The following is a 12,190-nucleotide window of genomic DNA, read 5'->3' as shown; positions in this document are numbered from 1 at the left end:
AAAAAGGCGTTCTACAAAAATATAGAGCGCCTTTTTTGCGTCTGTTACTTGGGTAAGCTATGGCTTTGTAAATATGCTAAAAACGAACAAAGCGATTAGGTATGAGCTGAGCTTGAGTATCATCAGGATGGGGTGCATCAGCTGCCCGCAATGTCTGGGTAATCCAACTGTCGGCCGCTTGCACAGCATCAATGAGAGCATCGCCCATTGCCAAGCGTCCAGCGATGAAGCTGGCAAGTGAACATCCTGAGCCATGGAACTCACCATCTAAGCGCGGCAAGGTACTTTTATGGACCATTTCGCCCTGTATATATAAGTACTGCTCGATATCACCACTATCAAAATCATGTGAGGTTTTTACCAGTACGGCATGAGTACCTTGAGCACATAGCTTTTGTGCACCGACATGCAAGTCTTGCTCACCGCTAAGCGCTCGTAGTTCATGAGTATTTGGAGTGATTAAAGTGGCGTAGGGCAGCAGTTGTCTAAAAGCGCTAACCAGAGTTTTTTCATCGCCCAAGCTACCACCGCTATTTGCGACTAGTACAGGGTCTAAGACAAATGGCGTATCATTATCGATAACTTGATCAGCAAATAGTTCGGTCAACATTGCGATATTATCAGTGGTGCCGAGCATACCTGATTTGATAGCACTAACAGGCAAGTCATCAAGTACTGCAGTAGCTTGAGCTTTTACCAATGATGCCGCACAAGCCTCAAAGCCAAACACCTGCTGTGAGCTTTGGATAGTGACCGCCGTACACGTGATGGCTGCATGTGCCCCTGACTGTCCAATGGCTTCGATATCCGCTTGTAATCCAGCACCGCCTGAAGGATCTAATCCTGAAAAACACAGTACGACAGGTCGCATAACAGCTCCTTTTGAGATATTTTAAAGTAAGTGATAAATACTATAGCCACCTACTACTAAAAAATCTATCATAGTCTTATGCTTGTGGATGAGGTGCAAGACGGTAGAGTGAGTAGACCTAATATTAGTGAGCAGTTTAGTTGTTATATTTAGCAATGATAGGTCGCAATTTTCCGTATAAAAATGCAATATAAGTACTTATATCTATAATTTTGATAAAAGCCTCATTAAATCTGTAGACAATGCTTGCAATTCGTTTTGGCTTTGTTATAATACTCGCCCACGACATGAGACGTATTGTTAGCATCAATACTATGTTTATAGAAATTTTATAAATGTCTTGAATCGTTAGGTGAAGTGGGTGAGTGGCTGAAACCAGTTCCCTGCTAAGGAACCATACGTGTAAGCGTATCGAGGGTTCGAATCCCTCCTTCACCGCCATTTATTCAGTTGTTATTAGAGTAATAACGCAATATACTGCGTTAAACATTTTAATAATTAATTCAAAAAATAATTTGTTTTAATTAAAAAAGATGTTGACACAAGCGATATTATCTATATAATGACCAACCTAATTTACTGCAAAAGATATTATCTTCGCAGTGGATAAAGTGCAAAATACGCGCCTGTAGCTCAGTTGGATAGAGCACTTGGCTACGAACTAAGGGGTCGGGAGTTCGAATCTCTCCAGGCGCACCATTTGCATAATAGCTTAATACAAGCTGATAAAACATTAAAATAATCGCCTGTCTTATGACAATTGGCGGTTTTTTTATGTCTGTAGCTTTTACCCTTCTACTTATTTATTCTACGATCATCTTCTGTGTATAACATGATTGGATAGCCAACTAATAATATTAAAGAGCCATCTACGATATTGGAGAGCAATCTATAATATTGGACAGTCATCTACGATGTTAGGCCATCTAAGATGTCCTCTAGGATAATGTACGATAGCCTCACCATTTACGGTACAATAGCGTTATTATTCACTGCTTGCTATGAGCTTGTACCATGTCAAAAAGTCCATCTAAACGTCCGTCAAAAACGACTCGTAAATCAAAGCCCCAATCGAGTGCGCCTGTACAGCAAGATCCTAACGAAGAGCCAACCATCGCTAAGCCTATGATTCGTGTCGTGGCGATTCTTTATGATGGCATGCTGATTTTGGCATTGTTGTTTTTGGTGGGAACGATACTGACGGTAGTGGGAACGATTCTAACGATGGAGACAGGGACTGAGTCATCGCAGGCCCAGTCGCTACCGCTATGGTACCAAAACGCCATTATGACGCCGTCGTTTGTACTGACGTTGGTCGCATTCTATGGCATATTTTGGCGCCGTGGCGGGCAGACATTGGGAATGCAGACATGGCGATTGAAGACTATCAATGATGCTGGTCAATGGCTAACATGGGGGCAGTCGTTCAAACGTATCTTGTCAGCTTGTTTGATGCCATTACTTTTTGGCATTATCGGTAGTTTAGTCGATGGGTCACGCGCCGCCTTACTTGCCAGCGCGTTCCTTGGATTGGTATTTAACTATGTATTCTGTCTGTTCAACCCTCGCGGTCTGGCAGTACAAGACATGCTATCCAATACCATTACGCTAAAAATGCCAAAAGTGGCACATGAAGGGTTATGGCGCGGCTTTAGAAACCGTAACAAAAAACCGTAACAAAAAACCGTAACATCATCCAATATATCGTCTTTTTGCTGAACCCTAAACAGACCGTTTGAAACGATACTATCCAAATTATCGAAAATTGGATGGTATAAGAAAAAGTCTGGTTACATACTGACGCTTTGGATCAGCCATGCGGTGTAGCCCATAAAGAACAGCACCAATGTGGCACCTGACGTACGACCGAATTGGCGTTTTGTTTTAAAGGCAAATACGCATAGTGTCACTAGCAATATCGTCAAGACTCCCATTGCCATCACATCGCGTGAAAAAATAATGGGATCAGCGGTAATAGGGGCAATCACGGTTGCCAAACCGACAACGGCTAACGTGTTGAAGATATTTGAGCCAATGATATTACCCAGCGCCATATCATGCTCGCCTTTACGCGCCGCTGACAAGCTCGATACCAGCTCGGGCAATGAGGTGCCAACAGCGACAATCGTCAATCCAATGATAAGCTCACTGAGCCCCCACAGCGTTGCCAGCTCGACCGCACCCCAGACGATGGCACGTGAACTGATGACCAGCATCAGCATACCGATAAGTAAGCTGACAAGACCACGCGCCATACTTGGCTCTATGTGATCTGGATCAGTGCTCTCAATAATCACATCATCCTCATGCTCATGATACCCTTCACGGATACTCAGTACGATCTGTATCGCTAAGACGACAACCAAGAGTATCAGTAGCACAATACCATCAGCTTGGCTCAACACGCCATCACGCAGCTGCCACGCCGCTGTAGCAGTGATTAGGAGTAATAGAGGTAGATCGCGCTTTACGATGCCCTTACGAATGATAATAGGGCTAATCAGTACGGTTGCACCGAGTACCAAGGCAATATTGATGATGTTTGAGCCATAAGCATTACCCAAAGCCAGCTCAGGGCTGCCTTCAATTGCGGCCAATACTGACACCACCATTTCAGGGGCTGATGTGCCGATACCCAGTATTAAGACACCTATCAAGAAGCTTGGCACGCTAAACTTCTTTGCTAGTGCTGTCGCCCCATCAATAAAGACATCGGCACTCCAAACTAAAATTGCTAACCCAATCAGTATTGCAATCACTGCCAACCACATCAGTATGTTTCCTTATAGATAATAAAAGTGATGAACTTGATAAATAAAACTGGCACAAAAAAAGCTGAATCGACACAAAGATTCAGCTTTCATTTTAGCATCGAGGTTTTTGGTAATAACCAGAGTTAAATCAACGCTCTAGTTTGATATTTCTCTTGATCTAACCAAAACCTTATCATCCTGTCATATTAAGCAACTTGTACAGGGATGATATTTGCTGTGTCTTTAACCGTGTTGTCTTCATTACAGTAGACAAGTTTTGGTTGGTAGGTAGATGCTTCAACTTCATCAAACTGGGCATAAGCACAGATAATGACGATGTCACCTAAATCTGCCATATGAGCTGCAGCACCATTTAATGAGATAATACCAGAGCCTGCTTCAGCACGGATAGCATAGGTGCGAAAGCGCTTGCCGTTGGTCACATTATAGATATCGATAGATTCGTTTTCACGTAGACCAGCAAGGTCAAGTAGATCACCATCGATACCGCATGAGCCTTCATAATGAAGTTCAGCATGGGTAACACGAGCACGATGTAATTTGCATTTAAGCATATTAAGTAGCATAGGTTGCTTCCTTAGCGTAACTGATATTAAATAACTAAATCAAAAGGTTAATGGGGACAAAACTACCAAAATAAAAGGCCGTTTTTATAATGAGGCTATATTATTCAGGTAATTTAAAGCCATTAATTTGTGAGCGGGCTTTCTCAGTATCGCCGCTCATCAACAGGGGTAACGCCTCAAAAGCTGCTGTCAGTGCGCTATCGATAGCGATTTGCTCATCGGGTGACGCTTTTGAGAGGACATGTCCACTAACTTTGGACTTGTGACCTGGGTGGCCAATACCCACGCGCAGACGATGAAAGTCATTGCCGATGTGCGGTGTAATATCACGCAGACCATTGTGACCGCCATGACCGCCATCGGTTTTGAGCTTGATGCTGCCCGCTGGGATATCGAGCTCATCATGAGCAATCAATAGCTCGTCGTTTTTGATGCCATAAAAATTTACCATAGGCACGACTGACTGACCAGATTTATTCATAAACGTCAGCGGCATCAGTAGACGCACGTCAGACCCATGAATTTGCCCGCGTCCTGTCACCCCATGAAACTTCTTGTCAGGGGCGAGCGTGATATTGAACTGCTGTGCCAAATGATGAACGAACCAAAACCCAGCATTATGACGCGTGAACATATACTGCTGACCAGGATTACCAAGACCGACAATAAGCTTTATGGCCATAAAAACACCCTGCTTGAATACGATAAATAGAGATAAGGCTTTAAATTTGAGAAAACTGTGTATTTTCAAACCTTACTTACAAAAACAGCAGGAGATTTTAAATCACCTGCTGTTTTGTTGACTAAACGAGTCTGTTACTACATAGCGCAATATGAGTCGCTACATAGAAAGTGTATCTTACTCGTCGTCTTCTTTCTCTTCAGTGTCAACTTCAGCGTTTTGCTCAGTTGCTGGTACTTCATCAGCATCAACGTCTTCAGCATCTTCATCAACTTCTTCAACAGTAGGTGGCTGCATGTTAACGATAGTACGGTCATGGCCATCTTCTAGCTCAAGCTCATGAATCACAACACCTTCAGGAAGTTCGATGTCTGATAGACGGAACAAATCACCGATTTCCATACCAGAAACGTCTACATCTAGGTATTCAGGAAGTTTAGATGGTAGGCAGATGATTTCGATGTCAGATACTAGAGTAGACAATACGCCACCAGCAGCAGTACCAGGCGCTTCTTCACGGCCAGAGAAATGCACAGGAACATTCATGTGGATTTTTTGACCTTTCACAATGCGCTGAAAATCAGCATGCATTGGGAAACCTTTAGCAGGATGACGCTGCAAGTCTTTGATGACTGCTTGATGCTCTTCACCATCAACATTGATAGTCAAGATGTGTGAGAAGAACGCTTCGAATTCTAGTGATTTTACTAGTTCGTTAAGCTTGATAGAGATAGCTGTTGGTTCTTCATTACCACCATAGATGATAGCAGGAACTAGGTTCTGCTTACGTAGGCGGCGGCTCGCACCTTTACCTTGTAGTTCAGCAGAACGATCAACGGCTTTTAGTTCAAAATGATTAATGCTCATGGATATAATCCTATAAAAAAAATGATGAAGTGTCTGGTCATAAAAAAGTGGATTTGCGACCAATCCACTAATACGTGATGATAGCTAATATTATCATTACGAATAAACCTCATAATGTCTAAGCTTAGCCATTTGCTTATAGCAGCGCTCGCTATGATAATTACCATAACGATGGTTGCTGTTAAGCATGATCAGCACTTTTGATAGTGCTAGCCTAATAAAAACAACGAAAAGGTCAGCACAGGCGCGCATTATACGTGATTCTGTAGCAATAATAAAGACCTACGCAAAACGCTTACACAAAACAAAGCGCCAAGTAATGTTACTTGACGCTCTGTTTTTTAACTATTTAAGATGTCTTACTACAGTCATTGCTACTAAAAATTACCGCAATAGCTGTTTTAAAAATAACTGTATCAGGTTAAGCGTCAAACATCGCGCTAATAGACTCTTCGTTATTGATACGGCGTAAGCTTTCAGCCAGCATTGGTGCAATACTTACCTGACGGATTTTACTACAAGCTTTGGCTTCAGCAGATAGTGGAATAGTATCGGTCACAACCACTTCGTCCAATGCAGATTCGCTGATGTTTTTCAGTGCGTTACCTGATAGGACAGGGTGCGTGATGTAAGCTAAGACGCGACGAGCACCATTTTCTTTCAATGCTTCAGCTGCTTTACACAATGTACCTGCAGTATCGACCATATCATCAACGATAACGCAATCACGGTCACGGACATCACCAATGATATGCATTACTTGTGACTCATTGGCACGAGCACGGCGCTTATCAATAATTGCCATGTCGGTATCGCCTAACTGTTTGGCCATCGCACGTGCACGAACCACGCCGCCTACGTCAGGTGAAACAACCATGATATTGTCATAGTCTTGCTTTTGTAGGTCGTTTAGCAATACAGGTGTGCCGTAGATGTTGTCTACAGGGATATCAAAGAAACCCTGAATCTGATCTGAGTGCAAATCAACAGTCATTACGCGATCGATACTGACGATATTTAGCATGTCAGCGACTACTTTAGCCGAGATAGGTACACGAGCTGAGCGTGGACGACGATCCTGACGAGCATAACCAAAATACGGCATGACAGCTGTGATACGGCCAGCACTAGAGCGACGCAAGGCGTCAGCCATCATCATGATTTCCATCAAGTTGTCGTTGGTCGGTGCACAAGTAGGCTGCATGATAAACACATCTTTACCACGTACGTGTTCTTTGATTTCCACGGCAATTTCGCCATCAGAAAAACGCGTGATGTCAGCTTTACCAAGAGGTATGTGAAGATGATCGGCTACGGTTTTTGCTAATTCTGGGTGGGCATTACCCGTAAAAATCGCCAAATAAGGCATGACAGAAGTCCTATTGATTGACTCAAGCAGCGACCGCTAAGCAGTGTCAAACTGCTCAAATTAAGAAAAGAGTGGTGAAGGTGTTGAAGTATACTATTACAGTAAAAAATGGCAGGGGTAGCTGGACTCGAACCAACGGATGTCAGGATCAAAACCTGATGCCTTACCAACTTGGCTATACCCCTGTAATGTCTAGGCTATGAACAACCGATATATAATAGCGACTAAGTAGTCGTTCTTAACATGGTGTCATGACCTGTCAGTTATCTAAAAAACGGATAAACCGTTTAAAACATAACTTTTCCCTAGCGGTGTCCATTGCGAACTATACCGAAACTGGGATAACGTTGTCAATGACAATAAGATAAGTGGCTGTCTATAAACCGCTTATACTCGATGTATCTCTAACGCTTCGTACTAAAAAATGGCAGGGGTAGCTGGACTCGAACCAACGGATGTCAGGATCAAAACCTGATGCCTTACCAACTTGGCTATACCCCTATTGTGGCGACCTATTATAAGTAAATTTTCAGATTTTGCAAGTCATTTGCAGCTTTTTCTGGTATTTATTCATCATAGGTTACTGCTGGCGCTATTTTAGCAAATTAAAATAGGCAATCCTACCGTTGTCATTATTTAGATGATAAGAAATCTAAAGGTTATATGTGCTATTTTAAGTTTCCAACGATATATGCCGCACAAGGCGCATCTGCAATCCACTTCGCCACAAGTTTTTTGTTAGTAGCCACACTCGCATCTAGAGGTAAAAACACGGCACTACCAGAGCCAGTCATTCGTGCTGTGCTCAATGCTTGCGCTTCTAACCCCTGTAGATAACTTAAGGCATCTGCAACAGCAGAAGCGAGGCTTGTGACGACTGGGGTAAAGACATTATGATAGGGCGTAGTGAGCGTTTGTACATAGTCAGCGTATTGGTTTTGGATAGTTGCAACCGATAGGGGCGCGATATCTCGCTGTAGTTTGGAATGTGCAAATAGTTTGGCAGTATTTACATGAGCGTTAGGCGTCAGTACTAAATATTGCTGGTCAGGCAACTCAATCGTAGTCAGTTCTTCACCAATTCCCATGGCAATAGCGTCTTGGCCAAAGATAAATATCGGTACATCCGCACCTACAGTCGCGCCAATCTTTATAAGCTCATCACAGGTAAAATTAAGCTGCCAAATCTCATTGAGCACCAGCATAGCCGTTGCTGCATTAGATGAGCCACCACCTAGACCCGCACCCATTGGCAAATGCTTATCTAAAGTGATATTCACTTTTGCTAACTGCTCAGGTAAAATATTTGACTGTATGGCAGATGCTAGCAATGCGCGTGCCGCTTTGAAAATTAAATTATCTTCTATACTAATAGTGATAGCCTCTGCACCATCCAATATCAGTAGCTGACGACAGAATTGATTAGCACTTAATTCACTAGCTATAGTAGAAATTACGACATCGTTACTAACCGAAAAATGCAAGTAATCGCCCCAGTCAAGCAGGCGAAATACCGTTTGCAAATTATGATAGCCATCGGCTCGTTTACCAGTGATGTGCAAAAACAGATTGAGTTTTGCAGGTGATAAACGGGTAATCATAGAAGCAGATGGTTCGGCCATATTTTCAGTCATATTTTTTTATCATAAGGTGCAGTTATAAGCAGCTATCTTAATTAGCAATGATGGTTTTTAGCAGGCTTTCTGTTGTTAATAAAAGATGGATTAATGGTTAATCGTCATTACAACTTTGTTGCCTTGTGGTTGTACGGCACTAATTTTACTAGGTAGCTTATCCGTACCTTTATAAGTAAAGCTGGCTGTCCACTCACCATTGACTGAGCTAACTAAGCGGTTCTGACTATCCATTTGTGGTGCACTGTCTGAAGGTGCCGGGCGACCAGAAATCCAGTAAGGCATTTGTGAAATTGGCGCTTGCCAACCAGTGGCTTTCTTTAGCAAAGTTTCAGGATCGTCAGCGGTCAATGTACCTGTCTTTTCGCTAACTAGAATAGCGGTCTGACCATTGTATTCAATGTTTGTTTTACCGATACCAAGTGCGCCAATCAGCTCAATGGCAAATCGGTCGTTTTGCTGACCCCATGCATAAAACGCACTACCACCTTGGGTACCGGTCGAATCATTCGCAGGCGTCGTGACCCCAATTTTACCGGTGATATTGAAGTTCTCTAGCTTTTTGGGTTGCTCAGCGTTTTGACCTTGTACAGTGGTCGTTGGTTGGTTGGTCGCGTTGGCCGTTTTTAATGACTGACAACCAGAGGTAATGACCATTGCTGCAGTTATAGCAGTGAACAAAGCCAATTTATTCGGTTTAGAAGAAGTGATTGATGCTGACATAATAGTCTCTCAAAAATGGTAGTTTCTCAAAATGGAAAGATGAACAAAGATATTAGCTTAAGCGTTATTTGTTGCTCGGTTATGCACGGCTGTTAACTTCTTATAACGACCTTGTAATTTATAAATGCTTCGGTTTTATAAAGACCTTGTCAATTATCATATCTCTGTAACCGCAAAGCTCGAATAGCACATCCAAAATCAGCGCTATTAATACAGCTGTATGCGGTCATTGATATTGTGCTGTCCAAATGAGAAGCGCTGCTGCAAATCTGCGAGTAACGCCTCAACTTTGTCATTGTTACCTAAGCCTTGGTAGGCGCGCAATAACAGCGTGCCTGAACGCAAGGTTGGTAGCACATCATAAGGTGTCTGTAGGTAGTCGATGACCTGCTGATAGTTCTCTTTGGCTAATGCATTGCCTGCCAAGACATTTAAGGCTTGCAGATGTAGGTCGTTATCATAACGTGGATCATCATAGCGAATCTGAATAATCGCTGTCGCTAGTGCCAGTCCTTGCTCTGAGCTGCGCTCATTTGCCAGTAGCAACTGTGCATAGCTCAACTGATAGGACAAGTTGCTAGGATCTAAAGCCTGCAAATGGTTGAGCAGGGTGCGCTTAACGACATAGTCTTCTTTATCATCTAACAGCTGAGCCCGTGCAAAGAGTAGCATCTCATTGTCAGGATATTTACGAGCGGCACGGGTTAGTAAACGCAGTGCTTCATCCGACTCGTTTTGTTGCCACAAAATATCGGCTTGCATGACAAAAGTGTCAGGCGCGAATACCGTAAAATCTTTGCGCAGCTTCTCTAAAGTCGCGATTGCCCCATCGACGTCGTTATCGAGTAATTCAAACGCCACTACCTTTCTACGCGCTTCTAATACCAAATCCTCTTGCATGACGCCATTGAGATAGTATTTGGCTTGATCGAACAACTGCTGACGCTCAGCACTGATACCCAGATAGTAATAGGCTTGATCAAGATAAGCTGGACTCTTGGCAAGCATATTGAGTAGCTCATCAGCACTAGCGTACTCTTCAATATCCAAGCTCACTAAAGCTGCTAGCAGGGTAATCTCAGAATCATCACTGAAGCGGTTATGCGCCTCAAGCAGTAACTTCCACGCTTGTTCGCTTTGCTTTACATCTAATAGATAGCGAATCTCATATAGATATAAGCTTTTGCTATCAGGGTTGCGTAGACGAGCTTGACTGACATAATTGATAACAGTCTCTGCGGTCACGATTTTACGCAATATATCCGCTTTTAAGGTAATAAAGGGCACGTAGTCTGGCTGACGATCTAGCGCTCGATTGATATGAACGATAGCGACTTCAGGTTCGTTAAACTGATAGAGTAAACCCGCTTTTAACACTGACAATGAGGCATTTTGCTCGCTATCTAGTGGTTGCAACGCGGCAAGAAGCTCTCGTTTGTCATCATCATTATTTGGATAAATACCTATGAGGATTTCGCTTAAGTCTGCGCGTGGATCATAGCGCAAGATGCGGTTTAACGTTTCACCCGCTAATATATAGTCGTGGGCACGTAGTGCCAAATGTGCGACATAAAACCAAGCGGGTACGTGGTCAGGGTTTTGGTCCTGCCATGTCTTGGCAAACTGTAATGAGTCCTCAACCCTTTCGTTACGCAAAGACAAGCTAAGCGCTCTCTCAAACACGGCTGTCGCATCTTCTTTAAAAGACTGTTGCTTATAAATGGCAACTGCACGTCGTTTGTCATTGCGATCAGCAGCAAACTCGGCATCCAGTAGAGCGTACAAGCTTGGTTCACTAAGCTCAGGTTGCCATAGGCTGGTTGGCGCTAAGTCATTGATGTTTTTTACGTTTTCTATGGTGAGCGTGTCTTCATTATAAGGTGTATCAATCGCAGCATTATTATCATTTACTTTATTGCCATTTGGCTTATTGGCAGTTGCTTTATTATCGGTAGCAACAGATACTTTAGGAGTCTTTGCTTCTAGCAATACATCGGGATGGCTAGCATGAACAGGGGCTGCCAAACACAGGCACACAGCTAGAGACAATGCTAGCTTATACCGTTGACACAGGCGCTCAATAGCGACATGCAATAAAGCACGGAAGCTAGAGTATTCGCTATAGGAATGTGGTGACCGAAGTAATGACCCAAAAAAAATCATAGATAGCCGTATTCGCCCATGGTTTACCTACACAGATAAGGCAAGTTTGTTTTAATCATTTTAAGTTAAATATTGGCAATATGTACCCATGACAAACATTATAAGAGTAGACCGATGAGATAAACAATAGCATCCGTGTTACTCAGATATTGGCAGGTCTGACCGTATGAATATGCTACTAGTAGCGAGCACATTGCCAAAAAACGACACTGAAGATAATTAAATATAGATAGGTCTGTCGAACTGAATATTATAGAAATATAACAAGTTAAGATAGAGTAAGCGAATGATTTAACATTATATTATTGACCATAAGTCAAAACCCAGCTATTGATTTTATAAATCGTATGAGTAGTTGATTTGTTACATTTGCGACCAGATACAGAGATATGGTTATCATAGATGGGTGAGTGTTAATTAAAGCCCGCAATAATGGTATAATAGGCGGTTTTTAGGGTCTTCCTTTTTAGCGCTGTCGTCAAAAACTGTCTTTTAAAAATAATAAGATAGCGTAAGGGGCAACTGAGCGTCATGTTTATGG

Annotated in this window: 10 protein-coding genes and 4 tRNA genes; 3 read left to right on the top strand and 11 right to left on the bottom strand. The window is 42.8% G+C overall.

All coding sequences use genetic code 11. From position 1 onward, the window contains the following. Nucleotides 1-76: 76 nt before the first annotated feature. Entirely contained in the window at nucleotides 77-871 is a 795-nt protein-coding gene (locus JMX91_RS10375) for a hydroxymethylpyrimidine/phosphomethylpyrimidine kinase (RefSeq protein ID WP_201548995.1), read from the bottom strand. Between the two features lie 351 nt (nucleotides 872-1,222). On the opposite strand from JMX91_RS10375, the gene JMX91_RS10370 reads away from it, so the two are divergent. The 3 genes from JMX91_RS10370 to JMX91_RS10360 all read left to right on the top strand — a co-directional run bounded on the left by JMX91_RS10370 (nucleotide 1,223) and on the right by JMX91_RS10360 (nucleotide 2,548). Beyond that, nucleotides 1,223-1,312 (top strand) — tRNA-Ser (locus JMX91_RS10370). Between the two features lie 181 nt (nucleotides 1,313-1,493). Then, nucleotides 1,494-1,570, top strand: a tRNA-Arg gene (locus tag JMX91_RS10365). Nucleotides 1,571-1,885: 315 nt separating this feature from the next. Then, a complete protein-coding gene (locus JMX91_RS10360; protein ID WP_201548994.1) occupies nucleotides 1,886-2,548 on the top strand; it encodes an RDD family protein in 663 nt (220 codons plus the stop codon). 113 nt (nucleotides 2,549-2,661) lie between these two features. Here JMX91_RS10360 and JMX91_RS10355 read toward each other — a convergent pair whose 3' ends face one another. The 10 genes from JMX91_RS10355 to JMX91_RS10310 all read right to left on the bottom strand — a co-directional run bounded on the left by JMX91_RS10355 (nucleotide 2,662) and on the right by JMX91_RS10310 (nucleotide 11,649). Continuing rightward, nucleotides 2,662-3,642 (bottom strand): calcium/sodium antiporter, encoded by a 981-nt coding sequence (locus JMX91_RS10355; protein WP_201548992.1) that lies wholly within the window; start codon nucleotides 3,640-3,642, stop codon nucleotides 2,662-2,664. A 188-nt stretch (nucleotides 3,643-3,830) separates the two neighbouring features. Then, entirely contained in the window at nucleotides 3,831-4,211 is a 381-nt protein-coding gene (gene panD, locus JMX91_RS10350) for an aspartate 1-decarboxylase (RefSeq protein WP_201548990.1), read from the bottom strand. Nucleotides 4,212-4,311: 100 nt separating this feature from the next. Then, nucleotides 4,312-4,893 carry an aminoacyl-tRNA hydrolase gene (gene pth / locus JMX91_RS10345; RefSeq protein WP_201548988.1) on the bottom strand — a complete coding sequence of 194 codons (582 nt, stop codon included), beginning with the start codon at nucleotides 4,891-4,893 and terminating at the stop codon, nucleotides 4,312-4,314. Nucleotides 4,894-5,070: 177 nt separating this feature from the next. Then, nucleotides 5,071-5,760: a 50S ribosomal protein L25/general stress protein Ctc gene (locus JMX91_RS10340; protein ID WP_201548987.1), complete on the bottom strand. Its 690-nt coding sequence runs from the start codon at nucleotides 5,758-5,760 to the stop codon at nucleotides 5,071-5,073. A gap of 421 nt (nucleotides 5,761-6,181) precedes the next feature. Further along, nucleotides 6,182-7,129, bottom strand: coding sequence for a ribose-phosphate pyrophosphokinase (locus JMX91_RS10335; protein WP_057758042.1), 948 nt, complete (start codon nucleotides 7,127-7,129; stop codon nucleotides 6,182-6,184). 109 nt (nucleotides 7,130-7,238) lie between these two features. After that, a tRNA-Gln gene (locus tag JMX91_RS10330) sits at nucleotides 7,239-7,314 on the bottom strand. A 240-nt stretch (nucleotides 7,315-7,554) separates the two neighbouring features. Further along, nucleotides 7,555-7,630 (bottom strand) — tRNA-Gln (locus JMX91_RS10325). 167 nt (nucleotides 7,631-7,797) lie between these two features. Continuing rightward, nucleotides 7,798-8,763 (bottom strand): 4-(cytidine 5'-diphospho)-2-C-methyl-D-erythritol kinase, encoded by a 966-nt coding sequence (ispE, locus tag JMX91_RS10320; protein WP_201548986.1) that lies wholly within the window; start codon nucleotides 8,761-8,763, stop codon nucleotides 7,798-7,800. A 90-nt stretch (nucleotides 8,764-8,853) separates the two neighbouring features. After that, nucleotides 8,854-9,486, bottom strand: coding sequence for a lipoprotein insertase outer membrane protein LolB (gene lolB / locus JMX91_RS10315; RefSeq protein ID WP_201548985.1), 633 nt, complete (start codon nucleotides 9,484-9,486; stop codon nucleotides 8,854-8,856). A 207-nt stretch (nucleotides 9,487-9,693) separates the two neighbouring features. Next, a complete protein-coding gene (locus JMX91_RS10310; RefSeq protein WP_201548984.1) occupies nucleotides 9,694-11,649 on the bottom strand; it encodes a tetratricopeptide repeat protein in 1,956 nt (651 codons plus the stop codon). Nucleotides 11,650-12,190: the final 541 nt, after the last annotated feature.

The sequence above is a fragment of the Psychrobacter sp. Pi2-1 genome, assembly GCF_904846645.1.
Lineage (GTDB): Bacteria > Pseudomonadota > Gammaproteobacteria > Pseudomonadales > Moraxellaceae > Psychrobacter.
This window is presented reverse-complemented; position numbering and strand designations above follow the sequence as displayed.